Annotated in this window: 19 protein-coding genes; 7 read left to right on the top strand and 12 right to left on the bottom strand. The window is 36.3% G+C overall.

Annotated elements, in window-relative coordinates; genetic code table 11:
- Positions 1 to 14: 14 nt before the first annotated feature.
- The 4 genes from AsAng_RS09130 (at position 15) to AsAng_RS09115 (ending at position 4,262) form a co-directional block, all read left to right on the top strand.
- Positions 15 to 1,031: a FecCD family ABC transporter permease gene (locus tag AsAng_RS09130; RefSeq protein ID WP_264792467.1), complete on the top strand. Its 1,017-nt coding sequence runs from the start codon at positions 15 to 17 to the stop codon at positions 1,029 to 1,031.
- Between the two features lie 20 nt (positions 1,032 to 1,051).
- Entirely contained in the window at positions 1,052 to 2,854 is a 1,803-nt protein-coding gene (lnt, locus tag AsAng_RS09125) for an apolipoprotein N-acyltransferase (protein WP_264792466.1), read from the top strand.
- A 24-nt stretch (positions 2,855 to 2,878) separates the two neighbouring features.
- Positions 2,879 to 3,331, top strand: coding sequence for a DUF3592 domain-containing protein (locus AsAng_RS09120; protein WP_264792465.1), 453 nt, complete (start codon positions 2,879 to 2,881; stop codon positions 3,329 to 3,331).
- A gap of 172 nt (positions 3,332 to 3,503) precedes the next feature.
- Positions 3,504 to 4,262: a hypothetical protein gene (locus AsAng_RS09115; RefSeq protein WP_264792464.1), complete on the top strand. Its 759-nt coding sequence runs from the start codon at positions 3,504 to 3,506 to the stop codon at positions 4,260 to 4,262.
- Between the two features lie 10 nt (positions 4,263 to 4,272).
- On the opposite strand, the gene AsAng_RS09110 is transcribed toward AsAng_RS09115, so the two are convergent.
- From AsAng_RS09110 to AsAng_RS09095, 4 genes are all read right to left on the bottom strand, one after another.
- A complete protein-coding gene (locus AsAng_RS09110) occupies positions 4,273 to 5,607 on the bottom strand; it encodes a cytochrome P450 (RefSeq protein WP_264792463.1) in 1,335 nt (444 codons plus the stop codon).
- Between the two features lie 125 nt (positions 5,608 to 5,732).
- Positions 5,733 to 6,617: an SMI1/KNR4 family protein gene (locus AsAng_RS09105; protein ID WP_264792462.1), complete on the bottom strand. Its 885-nt coding sequence runs from the start codon at positions 6,615 to 6,617 to the stop codon at positions 5,733 to 5,735.
- Positions 6,618 to 6,887: 270 nt separating this feature from the next.
- Positions 6,888 to 8,555 carry a S8 family peptidase gene (locus AsAng_RS09100; RefSeq protein WP_264792461.1) on the bottom strand — a complete coding sequence of 556 codons (1,668 nt, stop codon included), beginning with the start codon at positions 8,553 to 8,555 and terminating at the stop codon, positions 6,888 to 6,890.
- Positions 8,556 to 8,761: 206 nt separating this feature from the next.
- Entirely contained in the window at positions 8,762 to 10,420 is a 1,659-nt protein-coding gene (locus AsAng_RS09095; RefSeq protein WP_264792460.1) for a S8 family serine peptidase, read from the bottom strand.
- Between the two features lie 555 nt (positions 10,421 to 10,975).
- Here AsAng_RS09095 and AsAng_RS09090 point away from each other — a divergent pair.
- The gene (locus AsAng_RS09090) at positions 10,976 to 12,595 is read left to right on the top strand and encodes a DUF2341 domain-containing protein (protein WP_264792459.1); all 1,620 of its coding nucleotides are present in this window, start codon (positions 10,976 to 10,978) and stop codon (positions 12,593 to 12,595) included.
- 66 nt (positions 12,596 to 12,661) lie between these two features.
- Here AsAng_RS09090 and AsAng_RS09085 read toward each other — a convergent pair whose 3' ends face one another.
- Positions 12,662 to 13,777, bottom strand: a complete 1,116-nt coding sequence (locus AsAng_RS09085) for a glycosyltransferase (RefSeq protein WP_264792458.1) — start codon at positions 13,775 to 13,777, stop codon at positions 12,662 to 12,664.
- 91 nt (positions 13,778 to 13,868) lie between these two features.
- A complete protein-coding gene (locus tag AsAng_RS09080) occupies positions 13,869 to 15,542 on the bottom strand; it encodes a DUF4836 family protein (protein ID WP_264792457.1) in 1,674 nt (557 codons plus the stop codon).
- A 507-nt stretch (positions 15,543 to 16,049) separates the two neighbouring features.
- Between AsAng_RS09080 and AsAng_RS09075 the strand changes: the two genes are divergently transcribed.
- Complete coding sequence (locus AsAng_RS09075) at positions 16,050 to 17,072, top strand: WG repeat-containing protein (RefSeq protein WP_264792456.1); 1,023 nt, start codon at positions 16,050 to 16,052, stop codon at positions 17,070 to 17,072.
- Between the two features lie 218 nt (positions 17,073 to 17,290).
- Positions 17,291 to 18,514 (top strand): OmpA family protein, encoded by a 1,224-nt coding sequence (locus AsAng_RS09070; RefSeq protein WP_264792455.1) that lies wholly within the window; start codon positions 17,291 to 17,293, stop codon positions 18,512 to 18,514.
- Positions 18,515 to 18,621: 107 nt separating this feature from the next.
- On the opposite strand, the gene AsAng_RS09065 is transcribed toward AsAng_RS09070, so the two are convergent.
- From AsAng_RS09065 to AsAng_RS09040, 6 genes are all read right to left on the bottom strand, one after another.
- Entirely contained in the window at positions 18,622 to 19,545 is a 924-nt protein-coding gene (locus AsAng_RS09065; protein ID WP_264792454.1) for an alpha/beta fold hydrolase, read from the bottom strand.
- A gap of 229 nt (positions 19,546 to 19,774) precedes the next feature.
- A complete protein-coding gene (locus AsAng_RS09060; protein WP_264792453.1) occupies positions 19,775 to 20,131 on the bottom strand; it encodes a hypothetical protein in 357 nt (118 codons plus the stop codon).
- A 29-nt stretch (positions 20,132 to 20,160) separates the two neighbouring features.
- A complete protein-coding gene (locus AsAng_RS09055) occupies positions 20,161 to 21,234 on the bottom strand; it encodes an erythromycin esterase family protein (RefSeq protein WP_264792452.1) in 1,074 nt (357 codons plus the stop codon).
- Positions 21,219 to 21,758: a hypothetical protein gene (locus tag AsAng_RS09050; protein ID WP_264792451.1), complete on the bottom strand. Its 540-nt coding sequence runs from the start codon at positions 21,756 to 21,758 to the stop codon at positions 21,219 to 21,221. Before AsAng_RS09050 ends, AsAng_RS09055 begins: the two co-directional genes overlap by 16 nt.
- A 10-nt stretch (positions 21,759 to 21,768) precedes the next feature.
- Positions 21,769 to 22,467 carry a murein L,D-transpeptidase catalytic domain family protein gene (locus AsAng_RS09045; protein WP_264792450.1) on the bottom strand — a complete coding sequence of 233 codons (699 nt, stop codon included), beginning with the start codon at positions 22,465 to 22,467 and terminating at the stop codon, positions 21,769 to 21,771.
- Positions 22,468 to 22,563: 96 nt separating this feature from the next.
- Positions 22,564 to 22,947 (bottom strand): hypothetical protein, encoded by a 384-nt coding sequence (locus tag AsAng_RS09040; RefSeq protein WP_264792449.1) that lies wholly within the window; start codon positions 22,945 to 22,947, stop codon positions 22,564 to 22,566.
- Positions 22,948 to 23,073 lie beyond the last annotated feature (126 nt).

The following is a 23,073-nucleotide window of genomic DNA, read 5'->3' as shown; positions in this document are numbered from 1 at the left end:
ACTAATAAAATAGAGTGTCTACAACGTTAAAAATAGGTTTTCTTTTTTTTGTTTTGCTGCTGTTTTTTTGGCTAAACCTAATTTGGGGATCTGTAGAGATTCCACTCCATCGAATTTTGGATGTTTTGCTGGGCAATTCTTCGCAGAAGAGTGATGTTACAATCGTGTGGGATTTTAGAATGCCAAAAATTTTGGCTGCTTTGATTAGTGGTGCAAGTTTAGGCGTCAGTGGCTTGCTGATGCAAACTTTTTTTAGAAATCCTATTGCTGGACCGTTTGTGTTAGGAATTAGTTCTGGTGCATCGCTAGGAGTAGCTTTGTTCATTTTGGCAACAGGTTGGTTAAGTTCCTTTGCTTTGTTTGCGAATTTAGGGACTAGCAATTGGATGCTTATTATAATGGCAATGTTGGGCGCAGGCTTGGTGCTTTTTTTGTTGATGTTGGTCTCTTGGCGAATTTCAGACATTAATACCTTACTTATTTTAGGTTTAATGTTTGGGAGTGCTACTAGCGCTATTGTTTCCTTATTGCAATACTTTAGTAGTCAACAGGCTTTGCAGCAATTTGTTCTTTGGTCAATGGGGAGCTTAACAGGAGTAACTTGGGAAGAATTAAAGCTATTGCTGCCAATTTGCATGGCTGTATTGGGGTTGACTTTTGGTTTGACAAAGTCCTTGGATGCCCTTTTGCTAGGAGAGCAGTATGCTTTGAGCATGGGCGTTCATGTAAGACAAGCGCAGCAAAAAATCATTTTAGTTACCGCAATTTTGGCAGGAGGAATAACCGCCTTTTGTGGCCCCATAGCCTTTGTTGGTATTGCAGTGCCTCATTTGGCTAGAATGCTTTTTCAAACCCATCAGCATTTGACCTTATTAATCGGAACAATTTTGCTGGGAATGATAACTTTGTTATTTTGCCAATTCATTGCACAATTACCAGGAAGTGATCAGATGCTACCAATAAATGTTGTCACTTCCTTTTTGGGAGCGCCAATGGTTATTTATATTGTATTATCCAAACAAACAGTATAATACACAACTAAAAAAATAGAATGAAAAAAGAAAGACAAGCAAGGTTAATAATAGGAGTTGTCTGCTTATTAATTGCTGCTTATTTGGGTTATGATTTAATGAATTTATACCACCAAAAACAGTTGTGGGGACAACGAGTATTGTGGTTTTGGTTGTTTTTGTGGGGAGGAATTTTAGCGTTGTTTGGAGGTATGAGAACTCCGTTGCCTCAGGCGAACCAATTGTTATTGGCCAGTTGTGCCTCAGGTGTTTTACTGGCAGGAGGTTTTATGCCCATGCCTACTTTCTTTTTGATGTTTGTTGGTTTTGTTCCCTTGCTTTGGGTTGAGCATATTATAACGGAAGCCAAGGTGAAGCATTCCAAATGGACGGTGTTTAAATTTGCCTTTAATAGTTTTCTAATTTGGAACTTATTAAGCACTTGGTGGATTCAAAATAGTTCTTTTATTGCAGGGATGTTGGGCAATACGCTCAATGCTATTTTTATGTGCATTCCCTTCGTGTTCTATCACGTTACGAAAAAAAATATGGGGCAACGGGCCGCTAACTTAGGCTTTGTTAGTTATTGGATGACCTTTGAGATTGGGCACATGACTTGGGACATTTCTTGGCCTTGGTTGACCTTGGGAAATAGTTTTGCCCATCTACCTTCTTTGGTTCAATGGTATGAATTTACAGGTGTTTTTGGTGGCTCTTTATGGATTTTAGTCCTTAATATTTGGCTGGCAAATATTTTGTTTTCTTACCTAAAAAAAGAAGACAATTTTTCATGGGGGACTGCTCTAATTCGCCCGCTTATTGTTGTATTATTGCCCCTTATTATTTCTTTGGGAATCTATTACAATTATGAGGTAACAACTGCCAAATCTGTTGAAGTGCTTAGTGTGCAGCCTAATTATGAACCACATTACGAAAAATTTAACATTCCACAAGAAGAACAACTGAAACAGTTTATTAAGCTAACAGAGGAAGGAGTGACGAATAAAACCGCCTATGTATTATTCCCTGAAACTTCTTTCAGAAGGCTTGAGGCAAACAAACTAGAGGCTTCTCCCATCATCCAAAAACTAAAAGCATTTAATGCTAAATACGATCATTTAAATATTATAACAGGTCTAAGCGCTTATATTTACTACAAAAAGGGAGAGAAGCACCCACCTCATGTTTATACTTATTGTGGTGGTAAACAGAATTCTTGTGAATATTTCGATTCCCACAACGCAGCGATTCAGTTGAATACAGAAAGCCAATCTATTCCTTATTACAAAAAATCAAAATTAGTACCTGGAGCAGAGAGTATGCCTTATATTGGGAATATTTCCTTTTTTAAGAGCCTTATCTTAGATTTGGGAGGCGCACCTGGGCTAAGTTTAGGAACCCAAGATCAGCGAGCTGTATTTTCCTCTAAATATGGCAAAGTAGGACCTTTGATTTGTTATGAATCAATTTATGGCGATTATGTAACGGATTATGTAAAAGAAGGAGCAGAAGCCTTATTTGTCATTACCAATGATGGTTGGTGGGACAATAGCATAGGACATCGACAACACTTATACTTATCTTCTTTGCGGGCCATAGAAAATAGGCGTTATGTGGTTCGTTCTGCCAATACAGGAATCTCTTGTTTTATCAATAGTAGAGGCGATGTTTATCGTGCTTCTAACTATGATGAGCCTATTGCTATTCGAGATGATATTTACCTCAATGACAAAACCACTTTTTATACACGTTATGGTGACTTGATAGGACGAGTTTCTATTTTGGTTTCAATTTGGTTGTTGGTTTCTATGTTGTCAAATGGTTTGAGAGGCAAAGAACAATAATGTAAACTACAAAAACCACCACTTATGCAAGGCATTGGAAATACAGTTAGAGAATGTCTGTTCAATTGGAAACAACACAAATTAGAAATAGCATTGTTGTTAATCGGACTGTTTTTGATGATAACAGGAGCTCAGCACTATGTGACGACACAACGTTTTTTAAGCAATGGGGTAAAAACAGTGGCAACAGTGGTTGACTTTGTAAAAGAATCAACGGCATACAATGATGGAGATTGCCATTTGATGTTGAGTTATGATGCGTATAGAACGACAGTTGTTGCTGCTTACGATTCTTACTGTGTAATGGGCAAAAAAATAGAGGTGGTGTATAATCCCAATGCTCCCCAAGAAGTAACAATTAATGACACTTCGGCTCTATTTATTGGCGGCATGCTTTTACTAATCGGTTTTTTATGTGTTTTTATGATGGTTGTGGTATACCGAAGCAAAGACAATATGATAAAAAAAGAAGCTTAGATTCTAGGTTGCAGCCTAGGGGCTTCCAATAACTATTTTTTTCTACCAAAAAAAGTAGATCTAGGATTAAACTTTTATGGTGCTGTACTGTTTTATCTGTTTTGGTTGTATAATAGTATTTTATTTGTATGCTAAAAATATAAAAACACATTCACCTCACCAAAAATCAATTATGATTAAGAAAATAGGAAAAAGATTATTAAAAGCATTAGGGATTGTTATTGCTTTATTATTGGTTGCTTTTGCTGTACTTTATTTAGTTTACAACCAACCCCTTCCAGAAGGAAAACAAGGAGCGGAAGCAGAAGCATTGGCCAATAAAATGTTGCAAGCCGTTAATCAGGAAGCTTGGGATTCTACCAATTACGTAGAATGGACATTTGTAGGAATGCACGACTTTGTATGGGACAAAAAACGCCATTTAGTAAAGGTGTCTTGGAAAGATTATAGTGTTTTATTAAATCCCAATACCATGAAAGGAAAAATCTATAGAGATGGACAGGAACAAGCCGAAGACCCAAGCATTCTAGAAACCGCTTATTCTTATTTTACCAACGATGCTTTTTGGATGAACGGCTATGTACAAATTCGAAATGGAAATCCTGAATTAAGAGCAGTTGATTTAGAAGATGGCACAAAGGGCTTGTTGGTTACGTATCCTACAGGGGGAGTAACGCCAGGAGATTCTTATCTTTGGATGCTGAATGAGGACGGTTTGCCTAAGGCTTGGCGAATGTGGGTTGGAATCATTCCTATTGGGGGAATTGAGGTATCTTGGGAAAACTGGAAAACCTTAGCTTCAGGAGCTAAAATTGCTCAAAATCATAATGCAGGCATTGCCGATATTGCAATTACCAATATCAAAAGTTATCAAACTTGGCAAGAAGGCGGTTGGGACGAAGATATTTTTGCGCCAATTCTGGGGGATTAATCCCCCTATTTTAGCGAGGGGCAATATCCATTAAGATACCATTTTTAGGGCGTAAGGTAATGAGCGGTTCAGGGACTACTTCAGGAGCATTTTTAGCCAATTTTAGCTCAAAATGTTGCAACAACAGCACCAAAACAACTTTCATTTCCATGAGTGCAAAGTTATTCCCAATACACATCCGCTGCCCTGCGCCAAATGGAATATAAGCATATTTATGGCGTTGTTTTTTTCGCTCTGGGGAGAAGCGTTCGGGCTCAAAATTATTGGGGTTTTCCCAGTAGTCGGGATGTCTGTGTAAGGTATAAACATCTAAAATTAGGCGGATGTCTTTTTTTAGAGGATAGCCATCTAAGGTGGTATCTTGGGCTACTTTGCGACCAATAGACCAAGCTGGCGGATAGATACGCATGGCTTCTTCGATAACCATTTGAGTATAGCTAAGCTCTTTTAAGCTTTGAAAATTGGGAACTTCTCCTTGAAGTACCGTCTCAATTTCATCCAAAAGCAATTGTAGCTTGTCGGGATGTTGAACCAATAAATAAAAAGTCCAACTGAGTGCATTGGCAGTCGTCTCATGACCAGCTACAAAAATGGTCATGGACTCATCTTTTAGCTGTTGAGGGCTCATTTTTTCTCCCGTATCCTGATCCTGAGCATTCATTAACATACTCAACAAATCGTGATGTTCTGTGCTGTCTTTTTCTCGCTTTTTGATAATGTCTAAGATAACATCACTGCTGTATTTTCTAGATTTTTTGTAACGCTTAGTTTTGGCAGTGGGCAACCAAATGGGAGGCGTAAACGGCTTCATGATTTTTTCAGCCAAATATTCATTGCCAATGGTAATGGATTCTTGAATTTTGCTATAATCACTTTCTAAGGTGGTTCCAAACAAGCATTTGGTGACAATATCAAGCGTCAAAAAATGCATTTCGTCGGTTAATTGTACTTGTTTTTTGGATTTCCATGTTTGGATGGTAGCTTGGGTAGAAGCAATCATGGTATCCAACAGCAGCTTCATACTGTCTCTATAAAAGGCAGGTTGAGCAATGCGCCGCTGTTTTTTCCAAAAATCCCCTTCACTGGTTAATAAGCCATTTCCCAAAGAATATTTTAGAATTTTATAATCATCACTCTTGGCATAATCCTTCTTGTTGCTGACCATAATTTCTTGAATATAAGCAGGATTGGCAACGACATAAATGGTGAAAAAATTGGAATTGACATCGTAAATATCACCATATTCAGCAAACATTTTTATAAAAAAAGCAAGCGGATCTTTTAGAATGACCAAGGAGTTTCTCATAAACCAATGATCGGCTGGGATAATCGGAACTTTTTTCATGTATAGCATGCCTTTAGAAGGTGAAAAATAGAAGCATAAAATAGTGCTTTTTTTATAGAAAAAGAAGAATTTTATGTTAATGTAGGTTTATGAAATATGATGGTCATGAATATTATTACTAATAGTTATCCGTGATAAATGTCTACTCCTTTTAGCATTGTCTGTAATTCATCGATCTGTTTTTTGTTCAGTAAATTTCCATTTATACTTAAGCTCTTAAGTTTTTTTAACTCTTTGATTTCTGGCGGTATTTTTTTTAAGCGATTGGAAGATAAATAAAGCTGTTCTAGGTTTGATAAGGCAAAAAGCTCTTTAGGAAGGTTTTCTAAATGGTTGGAATTGATATTTAGTAATTTTAGATGGACTAAGTTTTCTATTTTGGGGGATAGAAGTTTTAACCCTAAGCCCCTTAAGTCTAATTCTTTTAGGTTGATAAAATCAAAAATTTTCTTTGGTAAACTAGAGGTTTGGAAGGTGTTGAAGCTTATTGATTCTATTTTTTCATCTAATGAATTATGATTAGTTAAGTCTTCTTCTAAATCAATCCATAGAGAAGTAGGGAGCTGGCAATTTTCTTTTACTATAGACTCTTCAATGTATGTAGAAAATGAAGCATGTAGTTTTCTTATTTTTTTCCCTTCCAAATACTCAAAAACAGGAGGGTTATCTCCTTGGTTCAATGGAATAAATTGAAAATAATAGCCTTGGTGGAATAATAGAATAAAAGATTCTTGGATGACATCTGTTGAAGTTTTATTTTCTTCAAGCAATTCTTGCGCCCAATCTAAAAAGTCATTATTCATCCAACAGTTATAGAAAAAATCACTCCCACATAAAATATCAGAAGGACCTTTACCCATCCACAAGAGAAATTCTTTAAGAGCAAGTGGTAGTTTGGTCTGGATAATTTTTTCCAGTTGTAGGACTTCATCAATAGAACAAGGAAGTAATTGTTTTTCTAAGATAGGATTTATTTCCTTTAGGATTGTTTTTGCTTTATTTAGATACATAAATAGGGGGTTTTAGTGGTAAAATAAATGTATTGTTCCAAGTGTTTTTGATGCTATTATTTGCAATAAAAAGTTTTAAAATAACACCACGGAGTAGCAGCGAAGCTAATGCAAAAAGAACAAGAGGTGTTGATTATCCCGTTTTTGCGATTTTGTCTCTAAAATGGGGATGTTAGATTAAAACTTCCAATGTTCACTTCAATAAAAAGAAACAATGAGGTTTGTCGCTACAGATTAATAAAGAACACCACTCATAGTACCCATTTCTAATCACTCTTTTACCATTTCTACCCAATAAGGATAGGCATCTACTTCTATTTTGATAATATAGAGCCCTGAAGGATATTCTCGAACATTGGGAAGACGAATTTCTTTAATTTCTTTGCCCTTTGTTGCTCCTGTATATTGGAACTTCTCCTGCATCATTTTGTCGTAAATGGTCACTTTTAAGGAAGCAGGTTTGCGTTGTTCTATAAATAAGTGCAATTGCTCTTGGATGGGCTTGGGCGTGTAATACATTCCCCCCTTATGATCAATAATGATACTCGCCTCCAACATTGTCATGTAGGCAAAAAAGAAATTGGGAATACCATAACCCAAGGAAGAATCGGGTTGGTAAGAAATGCTACCGCTCAATCGAATGGCATCTTTGATTTCTTCACTAGTTTTGTTTGGAAAGGCCTGTTTTAGAGAAGCGACCATCCCAGCCATAACAGGAGAGGAAAAAGAAGTTCCGTTGGTGCGAGTGATATTGTACTTGTCCATAGAAGCAACAACTGTATAGCGTCCCTGAGCGGCTACATCGGGTTTAATGCGTCCATCTACGGTTGGACCCCAAGAGCTAAAACTGGCTCTTGTTCCATTGGGGCGAACCGCAGCAACACTCAAAACGCCTTTGGCATCAGCAGGCGTACCAATGTAATGCCATTTGCCATCCCCTTCGTTTCCTGCACTATTTACAATCAAGAGCCCTTTAGATGCGCCAATTTCAGCACCTCTACTACACAAGGCTGTTTTGCCATCTAATTGATGGTATTTATAAGACATGGTAGAGTCATTAAAGCCAGTATATCCCAAGGATGAATTAATAACATCAACCCCAATACTATCGGCATGCTCTAGTGCAGCCACCCAGTTAAACTCTTCCACTCTAAATTCTCCTTTAACATCTTCCGTTTTAAATAAATAATAAGAAGCATCGGGAGCCGTTCCGACAATTAAATGAGGAGCTTTGGAACCCATACAAGCCAATACATTAGTACCGTGAGAACTACCTTCGTAGACAAAATCATCGCCTTCTACAAAATCATGCGTCCCCAATAAGCGATTGTTGGCATAAATGCTATCAAAAACTGGCATTCGATATACATTTAAAAAACCACCATCAAAAATGGCAACATGAATCCCTTTGCCCGTATAACCATAATTGTGCAAGACATCGCCTCCTAGCATTTTGATTTGATTATCTGCTTGACCATAATAATCAATTTCGTGTTTGGAAGGATCCACTGCTGGACGATTTTTTTTGAGTATGGGTTTACTTACTTTTCTATATTTGCCCAATGGTTTTACCGACTTAACAAAAGGTAATTTGCGAATGGCTTCTAATAGTGCTTCATCTCTGGTATGGATGGCTAATGAATTTAGCCATTTTGATTTGGCGTGAATAGGAGCCCCCATCGATTTAATTTTTTGAATGTAGGCAGGCGTAATTGGAAGATCATTTTCTTCTAGCGGAATCCCCATTGTCTCCCTGCGCAGTATTGCTTTGGCAGACAAAAAATCTTGCGGGCGAAAAATGCTATAAGGAGTCTTGTTTTTGTCCGTCAATTCGACCCAATGCAAGCTATGGTTGTGATGGTTGTAATCTACTTTTTGAGCAAGATTAGGACTGCTTGTAAAAACAATTATAATAAATAGCAATGTTAATAGTTTCATTCCGTTATTTTTGAAAGTTTTTGTAGATAATCTTGTAGGGAAATACCCCAAATTACAGCTAAAGAGTGCGCTAAAATTTTATGGGAGAGAATTGCAAGCTACCTTACAAATATAACTTTTTGAACATGACTTTTTATGATTATAAGATGAAATCTCCCAAAGTAACAAATATTTAGAAATATAGTATCGTTGGCTCGACGAATCAACTAACGAACCAATTCAATCCATTGAGTCTGGTCGCCTATTTTTATTTTGAGTGCATATACTCCTGATCCATATTGTTGAAAATTAGAAATAGATACTTTATTAATCGTATTAGCAGGAAGTTCTTTGTGGTGTTGGTGTAATTGCTGCCCCCAAAGATTGTAAAGGGTTAGTTCTAGAACGGTTGCTTGTTCGGTTGTTTCAACATAAACATGAGCAGCAGTGCGGATGATTTTTTTTGAACAATTTAGGGCACCTGTTTTTTGGATAAAGATGCTAGAATCAGATAGAGATAGATAAGTGTCCCAGAAATTGGGAATGCCATAACCTAAAGAAGAGTCTGGACGAGTGGCTTGGTGGCTATTGTTTCGAATAGCCTGTTGGATAATAGCATTGTTTAAGGTGGGAAATGCTTGTTTTAAAGAGGCAACCATCCCTGCTATTACAGGACAAGCATAAGAAGTGCCGTCCCCATAGCCTACATCATATTTTATCATAGAAGCATAAGCGGTATTACTTCCTTGTGCCGCAACATCAGGTTTAATCCGTCCATCATAAGTAGGACCCCAAGAACTAAAGTTCGCTCGTTTTTGATGCTCATCAACAGCAGCCACCGTAAAAACATTTGGCGCATCAGCAGGAGCTGCTAAATAATGCCAATCCTTGTGCCCTTGATTCCCTGCTGCATTAACAATAAAAATTCCTTTGGCAGTGGCAATGTTAGCGCCTTGAGTAATGAGTGTTGTTTTTCCGTCTAAATCATGGTATTGGTAAGACATGGCCGTATCTCTAAAGCGGTTGTACCCCATGGATGAATTGACCACATCTACTCCAAGACTATCGGCATGCTCTAAAGCCACGACCCAATTAAATTCTTCGGCTTTGTATTCTCCTCTTACATCTTCTGTTTTAAATAGATAATAAGAAGCATCAGGAGCTGTTCCGACCATCAAATGGGGGCGATTAGCTGCCATAATAGACAATACATTGGTACCGTGAACACTGCTCTCATAGACAAAATCATCTCCATCTACAAAATCTTGCGTGCCCAAAAGCTTATCCTTTAGGTATAAGCTATCAAATACAGTCATCCTATAGGTATTTCTAAAACCTCCATCCACAATAGCAACATGAACCCCCTTGCCTGTATATCCCAATTGATGTAAGGCTTTTCCTTTGAGCATATCAATTTGACGGTCGGCAAGACCATAATAATTCGCCTGATGGTTGGAACTATCTATAGGGGGGCGTTTACTGTACAGTTTACCTTGTTTTGCATTGCGAAATTTACCAAGCGGTTGAACAGATTTTACAAAGGGCAAGTTCTTAATTTTATTCAGTGTTTTGATGCTTTCCGTATGGACGGCTAGAGCGTTCAACCATTTTGATTTTCCCTGAATAGGAGCTCCTAGCTGAACAATTTTTTGAATATAATTTGGAGAAATGGGAAGGTCTAACTGATCAATTAAAATACCTTGGTTCAATCGCCGATCCAAAGCCTTTGCTGTTAGGTATTCTTCTGGATGAAAAACACTGTATAAGCTCCCTTTTTTATCAACTAATTCTACCAAGTGCAAGCTATAAGAGGCTTTGTCACCTTGGGGTTGAGCAAAAGTCAAATTGCTGAATAAAAGGAGTAAAAGGCAATTGATGTGATTCATACCGTTAAGGTTTTTTTCATATAGGATGAGCAATAGTTATGCCGTATGGTTCAATGGTTACTTGGTATAAAGATAAGAGTAGTCTGCTAATTTTTTTCTTTTTTCATGAAAAAGCAAGGTATGGCTGCGTGTATTAGGTTTTACTATAAGGAGTATGGAGTTGTTTGTTATCAAGAGGAAAGTATCTGGAAGAGGAAAGTTAAGACCAGATTTATGGGTTTTTAGAGATAAAAAACAAGCAACTAAATGGTTAAACTTTATTATTGATTAAGAGTTGATTATACAAAGTGAAAATATATTATAATAAAACATAAACTATTTAAGCTTGATAAAGAATGAATAAAGGCTGAAAGGGAATGGTTTGTTTTTTTTATGTATATAACATTCTTGGGAACCAAATATTTAGTTGTTATTGAAATAACTTTTCTGTTTGGTGAAATAGTTAATCTTTTATTACCTTTGTGCCCTATTATTGAGTTAATACATAAATCAATAATTTTTCCCCAAACAAAAATTATTGATTTTTAGCAAATTTTGATAGAAAATAAATTAAAAATGAAACCACTTATTGGCATCATTAGCTTGATGCACCTTACCGTTATTGCCTTAGCCCAACCGACCAATTATGGATTTGGCAAGCAAATAGAAATTCAATCTTCGCAAGTTTCAGGAACTTCTACGCTCTCAAACTTTCCTTTGTTAGTTAGTTTTACAGACCCCGATTTGAGGTTGGTTGCCAATGGAGGAAAAGTAGAAAATGCCAATGGATATGACATAACATTTACTTTAGATGATTGTAATACAAGCCTTCATCATCAAATAGAAAAATATGATCCTGCAACAGGGGAGTATATTGCATGGGTAAATATTCCTTCGTTAAGTGCAAGTGCGAATACAGAAATTCACATGTATTATGGAAATAATGCCGTTACTAGCAATCCATCTACCAAATCGATTTGGGGCGCAAATGTTGCAGCAGTATATCATCTATCCAATAACGATTTTGATGATGCAACTTCTAATGGAATGGATGCCACGAACCATCTGACAACGAATGTTGCAGGGAAAATAGGAGATGCTCGAAATTTTAGCGGTTCGGGGCAATATTTAAATGTTGCTGAATCTGGAACAACGAGTTTGGATTTGGTAGAGTTAACGATGAGTGCGTGGATTTTTCCCACCAATTATAATGTGGTAGCTGACCGAGGAATGATTCTGAATAAGGAGAGCACCTACGAAATGGGCTTACAAGATAATACTGGAGCATTTCAAGCCGCAGCTCGACCCAGTTGTTGGCGTTGGGCTGGCACTAGAATTGTTCCGCTATCTACTTGGAGCAAAGTAACTATTGTCTTTGCTGGTGGTCTTCAAAAGCATTATGTTAATGGTGTGTTTATAGAGAGTTTTGTAGATTGTTCTAATCCCTTAACGTTAAACGATCAAGATTTGAGAATTGGAGCGAGAGGCGGAAACGGAGCAGTAGGAAGTTATTTTATAGGGAATATTGATGAAGTAAAAATTACCAATAGAGAAGAAACCGCAGATTGGATTGCCACAGAATACAACAACCAAAATGCTCCATCAACTTTTTATACGGTTTCTACCGAAATGATGGCAAACGATCTTTGTATTTTATTACCGACTGAATTACGTGATTTTGATTGTACAAAGATAGCTGATCAAACCATTCAAATTGAGTGGGAAACAGTTTCAGAGACTAATATTGATTATTTTATGATTGAGCGTTCCCCAAATGGATTGGATTGGGAAGTATTGGGGAAAGTTGATGGTGCTGGAAATTCTACGGAATTGCAACACTATAAAATTTTTGATTATCAAGCTCTTTTGCCAATCTCTTATTATCGATTGAAACAAGTTGATTTGGATGGCGAGTTCTCTTATTCTGAAATAAGAGCAGTAACAACAGGGAAAGCACAAAAAAGCGCATTAAGTATTTATCCTAATCCAGTTACGGATCAAGTGATTTTAAAGGCAAAAGAAGTAGAGGAACTAAGTCAGATTAGACTATTTAATGCTTTGGGGCAAGATGTAACGATTTTGGTGAGCCTATTGGAACAAAATAAAACCAAAGCGATTTTGGATTTATCCAATTTAGGGAGAGGTATTTATTATATAAAAACAAAAACAAGTAGTAAAAGAATACAAAAGCGTTGATAAAACCTACTTTACGGATTAAAAAAATTGAAGATGAAACAAATGAATCATCTTCAATTTTTTTTTCTAGGTTAGCGAATTTGAAGCCCAGATATTATGATAAAACTGAATCAGTTTTAGTTCTTCTTTTTCCCAGATGAATTCTTGGGCGGCAATTTTGCAATGTTCTTGCAAGTCATAATACAAATCTGGAGAATTAACAAGGTTCTGAATACACTCAACAATGGTTTTACGCTCTAAGTTGTCTAAGAGTAAGCCAACAGGAAAGCGCTGAATAATCGTTGCATACTCAGGAAAATTCATGTTCAAAGAAGGTTTTTGAGCTTGAATGTAATCAAAAAACTTATTGGCTAATGAGTAATAATAATTAAGCCCTTTGTTTTGCAATAAGTTAATTCCAAGGTGTACTTTTTTAGTAATTTCAGTTAATTCATGTGGCTGGACATACCCCAAAAACTTTACCCGATTATTCAGCCCTAGTTGTTGGGTGAGTGCTCGAAGTGCTTGGGAACAATCTCCTTCTCCTGCCAGCCAAAATTCTACCCCTTCAAGGTCTTGCATGGCAGCAATCATCTCTTCTAAACCACGGCCGTCATTTAGAACGCCCTGATACAATAAAATAAACGGCTGTTGAAAAGGAAGTGGTTGGGGACTGTTGTTTTGTTGGAAGGGAACATTTCGAATGACCTCAAAGTTAGTATGGTATCGTTCCTTAAAGACTTTTTGTAGACTCTCACAAACAGTATAGGCATGTTCTAATTTAGGAATGGTGTGTTGAGCGACCCATTCCCAGATCCGTTTGGTAGTTGGGCGTTGAACTACTTCAGGAACTTCTGTAAAATATTCATGAGCATCGTAAATGCAGATTTTACGTTTGAGTTTACTTGCATAATAACCCGCCAAAATTGTATCTAAATCTATGCTGCAAACAGCATCAAAACGATTCCATAACAAAAAGAAAAAAAGGCGAATATTGTACTCCAAATAAAAGAATTTTCCCTTGTTAAAGAAACAAGATAGTCGTTTTTGTTGAAACGCTTGCTGTTTTAAGGCTTTGGAGTTGGAACGGTGACGACCAATTAACCAAACCTCATAACCTGCTGTTGCAAGGCTAGTTCCGATGCGAATCATTCGTTGGTCATAGGTTAAATCATTGGTAACAGTAAGGTATATTTTTTTCATGCAATTGTAATCCAAAGACTTGTTTTTAACAAAAAGATGAGTTATCCTGATTGCCAAGATAACTCATCTTTTGTACTAAGCTAATTACTTTCTAGGTATTTTCTTTTTCGGTAGCAAATTCTTCGTCAAAACCTTCAAATTCATCTTTCATTTGTTGATCCATTTGTTCCTGAATTTTTGCTCTATCCTTGTACATTTTATCAAACGATTCAATCAAGCTTTTTAAACTGTTAACGTTTTTGTTTTTAAGAGTAGTTGTACCATTGATAACATCTCCTTTTGCCAATAACGTTGCTGTGCTAACGTTTTGGTACTCATTCATCATTTTTGAAAAGGCTAGGCTATTGGGGTCTATTGGCAAGTAGTTGGCAATAACATCATAATTTTCGTTAATTAAATTATAATCCATATAAATACCCATCCAACCATCTTGAATTTCATTTACAATTTTATTGCTATTTCCTGCTTGTGCTTTTTCAAGTTGCTCATTAGAGTTGGAAACCACTAAAATATCATCTTTTACGACTGCAAAAAGTTGCATTGGAGCAGCGGAAGGATCCATCATATTGCTACCACCCGTAAATGTATATTTGTCTCCGTCTTTTTTTAGGAAAGGACCTGCTTGTGCAAATAAGCCTTCAACAAACTTTTTGTCTTTGATACCCATGGCAACAACCAAACCTGGGTCTGTTGCTTGCGATGCAGGAGGATAGATGCCTACTGCTAGATCACCTGTAATACCATCTCTGATTTTGCCCAAGTCCAAACCAGCTTTTGATAAATATGAATCTGCATATAAATCCCAACCACGTTTGGTCAAAAAGTTTAATACTCCAGCAGAGTTCACACCAAAAGTAGCCGCTGCTGCTAAATTATCAGAAGGGATATAATTAGAATAATCAATATTCAATTTGTTCGGAAATAAATCGCCCAATTCTTCTTTTAGAATATCGTTGAAATCAAAGGCAGTTCCCATTTCCATTTCGCCTTGCTTAAAATCGTAGAAAAGCGACATAGAGTTTCCTTTTAAGCCCTCTTCAGGAATCTGTGCACCTGCCAAGCCTCCTCGGATTGTCATTGCGGTAAATGGGCTATTCAAAGCTGCTGTTACAAGAGGATCTACACCCATCCAAAACATAACATCTTTGTTTGCTTTCATGTGCTTAGCAAAACTGGCATTAGTATGGATGTTATCGCCAGAAGGGTGGACAAGATTATTGATTTTTGTTTCATCTTTAAGCGTCGTAAATGCTAGAATATGGTCGCTTTGCACCATACTCATTTGTTTGTTCAATTTGGTAATCGTGTAACCATCCTTTGTTTCAGGTGTAGCTTCTTTATTGTCTTTAAGTGCGACTTTTACAGCTTTATCCATTTTTGCTTTGTCTGCAACAGGAAGAATAAAAGCAACCTCAATATTTCTACTGTTCATAAAGTCTTCAGGAACAGAAAAATAAAAACCCATGTTGCCAGCCAAGCTAATACCTGCTGCTTCAGGATCATTGAGAAATGGAACCATTTCAGGCGATTGTTTTTCAACTTCTTGTATCCAATCTTTGAAAAAGTCCGTTTCTTTTACGGTTGCATAATCCGCTTTTTGCATGAGTTGTTTGGCATTCATCAAAAAAACAGCTGTTGCATCTGCGGGAATAGATTGGGATATGTCCGAAGATCCTGCAACTTTTGCACTGTCGCCACAAGAACTCATTGAAAAGAGAATAATAAATGCAAAAATTGCAGAAAGAAATTTGGTTGTTTTTAACATTAGTTGTTAAGATTTATGGTTAGTATTAATAATCTTGAAGTTGTTTAAGAATAGCCTTACATCGCTAATGAAAGCTAATTTTTAGCTACTCGGCGTTAAAAATTTGCTCCATAGCGCTGCTATGAAGAAAATTTTTGCCTTGTTTATCTAAAAATTAGTACTCATTATCAACAAAATTCCATTTTTAAACAACTTCCTTAAATAAATTGGGTGAGTTAACCCTAAATTAATTTTTTTTTTGTCATAAAAAGACCCATTTTGAGCTCGGAAACGAAGAAGGAATCTTGATGAGAAGAACACTTCTATTTGTTGTCTAAGATCAAAACTTAAAGATGTTCCAATGTCTAGAAGTATTGGGACAAAAAAACTTCAAATCGTTGAAAAGTTTAGTGGATAAGTAAGTCTATTTTTAATAGACCCTTAAAGGGTTACTTCTTATTAACTTATTTATATAGATAATAATTCACAAATTAGCTATTATTTTTTAATTCTTAAAACAATCGTTTAATGAAGTCAAATTGCTATATATTCTATGCGCTTATTTTTTTGACCTCTTGGAGCTGTACAAGCGACACAGGTTCAGGGGGGGCTACCCAAAATGATGGAGGAGGACCAATTACTCATACGCTAGATACTGCGGTAGGGTATTGTTTTCAGCTCTCGAAAGATGGGGTAGAAGAAGCCATAGAACTTGGTATTTACAACAATAAAATAAAGGGGGAGGGAGTCAGAATATATAGAGCTAATCAAGCCGTCTATAATCTTATAGCAGAAGGAATTCTAGAAGGAAATCAAGCTGAAATGAGAATTGTAGCAACAAATTCAAGGGATTCAAAAGAAACGTTTACGCATATAGAAACTTGGGAAATAAACGAAGATGTTTTAGTGGCAAAAAATCGAAAAATTAAAAACTTAGAAGGCGATTATAGCTTTCGAAGAACCTATTGCCATCAACATGAAAATTCAGATACAACGCTATACGATAGTTTTGGTGAATATTTTGAAGGATATGCTGTAGTTTCTAAAAATGGGAAATTTGGATTGATAAATGAAGCGGGGGTATTGACCATTCCTTTGGCATTTAGAGATATAGGTATTGTTCGAGAAGGACGGATTACGTTTTATGATGAATACCTTGGTTTAAGGGGCATCATGGATGTTAATGGCAATGTATTGTTAGAACCCAAATACATCGAATTAATGGCTTATAGCAATGGGCTAGCTGCTTTTTTGAGCGAAGAAGGAAAATGGGGTTTTTTAAACCTAGAATTAGAGATAGCGATTGAGCCTAAATATACGAATGTTAACTTTTTTAAGCCAGATCCTACCCGTCAGGCATTTAGTGAGGGCTTGGCAAATGTACAGGTAGAAAATGATAAGTGGAATTATATTGATACGAAGGGAAATCGTGTTATTGCAGGCGATTTTTTGTTTACAGAACCTTTTAAAAATGGGGAAGCAAGAGTTTTTAAGAATAATAAGTGGTACACGATAAATAAAGCTGGAAAGTGTATTAAAAATTGCGACTAATATTGTACCTTAAATAGTAAATTTTATCTCAAATGAATGTTTGTAGTAGAAAACCTATCTTTTCTCTCTGGAGTGTTCTTTCTGGATAAAATTTATGGTAAAAGAATGGCAATGTATTTGATATTACACTTCATTATGTAGTTTGTTGAAAATTATTGAGTTAATCAATAAGCTGCTAAAATCGAAACACATATTTTTGTAAACTATCAACCTTAAGTATGAAAAAAATTGTATTACTATTCGTTTTTTTTGCTTTACAAGGAACTAATCTTAGTGCTCAACCACCAGAAGGGCATGGTGAGAATTTAATTCCCAATCCTGATTTTGAAGCATTGATTGGGAGGCGGCCTGAATCAGATGTTGACGGCTCTGGGATTTTTCGCTATAATGTCGTTGGGTGGAAAAGCCCTACTCAAACAACACCCGATCTAAAAATAGCACTTCCTTCAGAAATTAAACGAGCCAAAAGAGATGGCATCGACTTGGATAAACCTCGTTCTGGCTATAAAATGGTGGGTATTTTAACGCATAATCCAGAGTCGGAACGAGATGATACTTATCGGGAGTATATTCAAATAAAGCTAAAAAGCGCTTTAAAAAAAGGAGATGAATATTATTGTGAGTTTTGGGTCTGCCGAGCTAGGTTATCCAAATTTGTTTCTAATAATATTGGGGTGGCTTTGTCACCAACTCGTTTGAGCGAAGAAGGATGGAAGCCATTAACGAGCATTAAACCAGATTTTAATTATGGCGAACTAATCAATCAGGATAAACGAGAATGGCAGCGAATTTCATTTACCTTTATTTCACCCAATCGATCAGAGTATATCTGTATTGGTAATTTCTTTGGGAATGAAGATACCAAAATGGTTGAGGTCAAAGACCCTATTCAAGCAACAGTAGATGAAAAGGCTTTTAATAATGCTTATTATCTTATTGATGATGTCATGTTGTGCCGAACAGTTGAATTGCCCGAACCCGAACCTGAGCCAGAACCAGAACCAGAGCCAGAGCCAATGGCTCCTGCACCAGAAGTTGGAGCTGTAATCAAATTAGATCGTGTCTTTTTTGAGACGGCTAAGTGGGCTTTGTTATCTGAATCTCATGAGCAATTGAATGAGTTGGTTAACTTGATGAATGAATATCCATCTATGGAGATCGAAATTCATGGGCATACCGATAGTAGAGGAGATAATGCTTACAATCAGAATTTGTCAGAAAATCGCACCAAATCGGTTTACGAATATCTAGTAGAACAGGGAATTGATGCTGGACGAATGAAGTATATAGGTTATGGAGAAACCAAACCAATTGCCAACAATAAATATGCAGATGGTCGCCAACTGAATCGACGCGTTGAATTTGTAGTGACGCATATTGAGGCGGAAAATACTACGATAGAACATAGCAATGAGGTTAAACCGTATACGGATCATGACTAAAAATAAGAGCAAGGACTTCGATCCTAAGTTTTGCAAGCAATAAGATGCTTTTATGGCATTTATAGGTAGCCCCAAAATTTTCTGGGGCTATTTTTTGTTACCGTATCTTATTGTTCGATATGATACTTTTGTAAAAACTCAATTTGAGCCTGATTCATTTTAGGAGCCCAATCACTTAGCCAAACCAAGTGGTAAGCGTCTTTAAGGGTAAGCAGTTCTGAGTTGGCTATTTGCTGCTTTGAATATTCAGCATGTGAAAAAGTTACATCTCCATCTGAATCCCCATGAACAATTAGTGTAGGGCACGTAATTTTATGCAGTGGTAGTGGTACTTTTTTTATGTGATCACACTGTTTCAAATCGTTAAAAATTCCAGCTTTACGTAATTTTGCAGGAGTCGTACTGTGTGTCATTTTATAAAAAAAATCTAATTTTTCGGACTGATCGATTGTTTTTTCTATTTCTTGCTGTACTTCTGCTTTGCTGTAGGTGCTAGATAGTTTCAACGCTTCTTTTAGTACGACTTGAGGAAATTTTTTAAGCAATAGGAGCGAGAGCCACGAACCGAAGTCCGATCCTGTCATAAAGCGTGCCCAAAATGGAAAAACGTAGGGATATATGGTGGATATAGCACTGGTTAATAAGAGTGCTGTCGTTCGTTCAGGATGTCGAGCAGCAAACTGAATCGCAGCGGCTCCGCCCATTGATGCTCCATGAACAGCTACTGTTGGAATGTTTAGTTGTTCTAATAATGCTGCTGCAACATCGGCTTGTTCTGCAAAGGTTTTGCCAGTAGAAAGGGGCGTTCTGAGGTAGCCTGGTCTTGAAAAGCTGATGCAACCAAAGCCTGCTTCTAGCAAATGGTTATTTAAGAAACTTTGATCGTAACCGCCATTTCCTGGATGAAAAAATAGCAAAAAGGGGGCATTGCCTCTTATTTGATATTCAACTATTCCTTGTTTTGTCTCAATAATGTTAGCATTAGATTCAAGTTCATGTATACGTTGGGTTAGCCATCTTTTGTAGCGCATAGTCAATAATTTTTAAGGTATATAATAGGGGAATGTTATAGGATATAGCCAGTAATTATTGTTTTTCTATAGAAGTGTTGTTCAAATTTTATGCTAAGATTGTAAAAAGGATAGACTATTGCAATAATTACAAAGAATATTAGTTGCTTGTAAATGAATTGTTTGTGGCTAGGTGGAGCTGTTTGTTGTTTTGTCGAAAGAGAGGGATTCGTCCGATCCTTTTACCGCATTAATTAGCAAAATGAAAAACATCTACTAAATTGGCGAAGATTAAAAACAAGAAGAAAAAGAAAAAAATAAAATTCCCAATAAGTCCAATGTACTTTTTGGATTGAGGGGGTTCTTTTTTTAAGAAACTGGTCAGCGCATTTTTTAAGCCTATTGTGCTTGTAATTGAAATAGAAAGCAAGGGAAGACCAACTATAAAAATCATTATTTCAGACCCAAGAACTAGGGTGATTTGACCAATAATTCCCAATAGAGCAATACTGAATAGTAAACCAGAATAGCCAAAGTATTTAAAGGCTTTTTGGGTATAGATGTTTGCTTCTTGAGGTTGTGAATAGTCTAGTATGTTGTTTTTCATTGGTTTTGGTTGTTCTTTTTTTGATGCTGTTAGCGGCGATTTTTATAATGGTATTTACTGTCTATTACATAAATAGGGTGGGTAACTTCTTTGATCCAAATCACAGCATCAAAAGATTGTTTTAAATTTACCTTTTGTTGATATTTCTGGGTTTGCATAACATCTAGCACTTCATCCTTTACCCATTTGAATTTGTTCTTTTTAGCGAGCAGGTGAAGCTCTAAAAAAAGGTAATCTTTTTTTAATTTAAGCAACTGAAATTGTAAACTTTTTTTTGGTAGCAATGCTTCTTGGTTAACATAGTAGAGATCACGAAATAGATGGGTTGGATTTCCCAATGAATGATAAAGTCCTATTGCATAATAATCTTCTTTAAATTCATGGAACAACATTTCTCCCATATAGGCCATCGACTCAGGAACCTCCACTTTCGAAATATGAGCATTGGCACCAGATAGAATCACTTTTTCGCCGCTATATTCATCTTTAATAATCCATTGTGCAATTTGCGCCATAACAGAATCTCGATAATAGTCTATAAAAGGCTGAGCTGTTCCATAGGGATCTCTAAAATCTGCATAGTGTTTAAGAAAGTTTTGAATTGGAGGAGTGGTTGTATCTAAAGGAATTCCAAAATCTTCAAAAATAGTAGCAATAGGCACTTTCCCTTCGATATCAAAACCAATTAATTGGAGCTTGGGGTGTGATTTGATATAACGCACCAACTCCAAATGTTTTTCGGTATGCCAAACAGGACTGAATACCTTTTCTAAAAAAAGAAGATCTGGTATTTGATCTCTATAGAGATTTCCAATGTAACTCTTTGCCAAATCTGACTCAATTGCCAATACATTAAAGCCCATTTCTTCATGCAGGTATTTAATGAGTTCTAGTTTGCAGGCATTGTGGTCTTTGATGCCATGCAGGCTTTCGCCTAAGCACACAATTTTTTTATCTCCAATAGCTGTTGTAAGAAAACGCCATTGCTCTTTGTGGTCTAATTCCTTGTGTATAACAACTGGTTTTTTTAGGAAATTTTTATGCTGACTAACTAAGTTAAAACTTAGGAATAGGCTTAGTATTAAAATTAGAGTTGGTTGCAATGATTTTTTGATTTTAAATTACCGATCAGTTCGTCAACGTCTTTTAGACCTTGTTTTTTATATAAAAAAGCCTGTCTTATGGAAAGACAATTTAGAACAAAAGCAAATATTAGTGTGAATTCAAAATTATTACTTTTTATTGAAAGAAAAGGATTTATTCGATTCAAAAAGGAAATGATAGAAAAAAGAAGAATGAAAATAAAAGCAAGAATATTAGCAAATTCTAATTGATCATGGGAGTATATATTAATAACTATTCTAGTGAAATTATTCTCATTAACTATAATCCCATCACAAGTGTATTTATGGGAGTGCGATATGCTTTGTCGATAGCGAAAGGTATCCTCTGAGAATAAGGAGAGTTTATAGATTTTTTGTGTAGGATTATTTTTCTCTGTAATTTCTTCCAGTTTACCTTCAAATTTATCTGTTCCCTTTATTAATAATTCAAGATTAGGGATTATTTCTTTGAGTGGTTTTTCTAATAAGTATTCATGTTTTAAACTACCGAAAAAACTTTTCATAGGCGACTTTTTATATTGGTAGAATATAGTTAGAATGCTTAAAATAAGAGGCATTCTTTCCATAAATAAAGAGACAAGTGCCATTAGAAATAGATTGGATAATTTCTTCAGAAAGTGCTAGAGGAAGTGCAGGGCAGCCCCAACTTCTGCCCAATCTACCTTGCTTTTTAATATAATTAGTACTGACATAATCGGCACCATGAATGACGATGGATCGTTTTCTAGCGTTGTGATTGATCCCTTTTTCGATTCCATCTAATCGCAGCGAAAAGCCATGTTTTCCTTGATACGTTTCAGCCGTAAGGAAAAAGCCTAGGCTTGATTTTTTGGAGTTGAGCGTATTTGAAAAATCAGAAGGAATTTTGTTGCCAGAATTTTTTCCGTGAGCAACTAAACAGCTATGCAAAAGTTTTTTTTTATCAAGATCAATGACATAAAATCGTTCTTTAGTAGATGGTTTTGAAAAGTCAATAATTGCGATTTTGTCCGATTGTTTTTTTTGTTCTATATTATAAAAACCAATCATTGCCGTTCTAAAAAGATCAAAAGGAAGCGTTGAGGTTAGTTTTGCCTCTTGGTAAGTGGTTTTTATAAGTTGTTCTGTGGCCGCTGAAGGTTGTTTGATCTTTTTGGTTCTATAAGTGGGGGCTGTGCATTGAATGAGAGAACAGAAGAGCAAAAAAGAGAACAAGGGAGCTTTGAGATTCATTGGAGCGGTTTAAGTTGTGGATAAAATACTTGGTGACTCTCTAACATATTTCAATGAGATTCTGTTCCTGAAGAGTTATTTTTTTTAGAACGAGCTTTATTTTGCATTTAACCTAGGGGCATCGTCCTTTCTAAGTCTTAGCGCTTGCAGTAAGTTTTTAGCTGATAAAACGATATAAAGCCATGCTTTTTTCCATCTATTCCCTAATAAGACAATGTGAACATGCCAACCCTTTTCACGCCTAGCACTATAGCCACTGTATAAAATACTAAAAGCTTCTTTATCGTTCAGTAAATCGTAAGCGATACTTTGGGCGTGGTTGATTCCTAGTTGGAGCATTTCTGTTACCTCCTCGCTTGTTGGTTGTCCTTGATTTTTAGGAAATGTCAGTAGGTAATAATTGGGAATAAGGCTTTTTTTGATTTGAATCAATTGGTATTTATTCCCAGAGGATAAGTCAAATTCTTTCTGTGTTTTCATGGTTTTATTTTTGATGGTTAAAGGTAGCAAAAATAGAATCAATAAGAGGACTAAAGAGAACTAGCACTCCCCTAAAAATAAATACGTTCAAAGTGCACCTCATTGCACTTTGAACGTATGTGAATA

Source organism: Aureispira anguillae, from assembly GCF_026000115.1.
GTDB classification, from domain to species: Bacteria; Bacteroidota; Bacteroidia; order Chitinophagales; family Saprospiraceae; genus Aureispira; species Aureispira anguillae.
Note: the sequence above shows the minus strand (reverse complement) of the source record. Positions and strands in the feature narration are given on the sequence as shown.

Coding starts and splice junctions, on each gene's coding strand:
- lnt (WP_264792466.1), top strand. CDS start 1,052: ATGAAAAAAGAAAGACAAGCAAGGTTAATAATAGGAGTTGTCTGCTTA.
- AsAng_RS09120 (WP_264792465.1), top strand. CDS start 2,879: ATGCAAGGCATTGGAAATACAGTTAGAGAATGTCTGTTCAATTGGAAA.
- AsAng_RS09115 (WP_264792464.1), top strand. CDS start 3,504: ATGATTAAGAAAATAGGAAAAAGATTATTAAAAGCATTAGGGATTGTT.
- AsAng_RS09110 (WP_264792463.1), bottom strand. CDS start 5,607: ATGAAAAAAGTTCCGATTATCCCAGCCGATCATTGGTTTATGAGAAAC.
- AsAng_RS09105 (WP_264792462.1), bottom strand. CDS start 6,617: ATGTATCTAAATAAAGCAAAAACAATCCTAAAGGAAATAAATCCTATC.
- AsAng_RS09100 (WP_264792461.1), bottom strand. CDS start 8,555: ATGAAACTATTAACATTGCTATTTATTATAATTGTTTTTACAAGCAGT.
- AsAng_RS09095 (WP_264792460.1), bottom strand. CDS start 10,420: ATGAATCACATCAATTGCCTTTTACTCCTTTTATTCAGCAATTTGACT.
- AsAng_RS09090 (WP_264792459.1), top strand. CDS start 10,976: ATGAAACCACTTATTGGCATCATTAGCTTGATGCACCTTACCGTTATT.
- AsAng_RS09085 (WP_264792458.1), bottom strand. CDS start 13,777: ATGAAAAAAATATACCTTACTGTTACCAATGATTTAACCTATGACCAA.
- AsAng_RS09080 (WP_264792457.1), bottom strand. CDS start 15,542: ATGTTAAAAACAACCAAATTTCTTTCTGCAATTTTTGCATTTATTATT.
- AsAng_RS09075 (WP_264792456.1), top strand. CDS start 16,050: ATGAAGTCAAATTGCTATATATTCTATGCGCTTATTTTTTTGACCTCT.
- AsAng_RS09070 (WP_264792455.1), top strand. CDS start 17,291: ATGAAAAAAATTGTATTACTATTCGTTTTTTTTGCTTTACAAGGAACT.
- AsAng_RS09065 (WP_264792454.1), bottom strand. CDS start 19,545: ATGCGCTACAAAAGATGGCTAACCCAACGTATACATGAACTTGAATCT.
- AsAng_RS09060 (WP_264792453.1), bottom strand. CDS start 20,131: ATGAAAAACAACATACTAGACTATTCACAACCTCAAGAAGCAAACATC.
- AsAng_RS09050 (WP_264792451.1), bottom strand. CDS start 21,758: ATGAAAAGTTTTTTCGGTAGTTTAAAACATGAATACTTATTAGAAAAA.
- AsAng_RS09045 (WP_264792450.1), bottom strand. CDS start 22,467: ATGAATCTCAAAGCTCCCTTGTTCTCTTTTTTGCTCTTCTGTTCTCTC.
- AsAng_RS09040 (WP_264792449.1), bottom strand. CDS start 22,947: ATGAAAACACAGAAAGAATTTGACTTATCCTCTGGGAATAAATACCAA.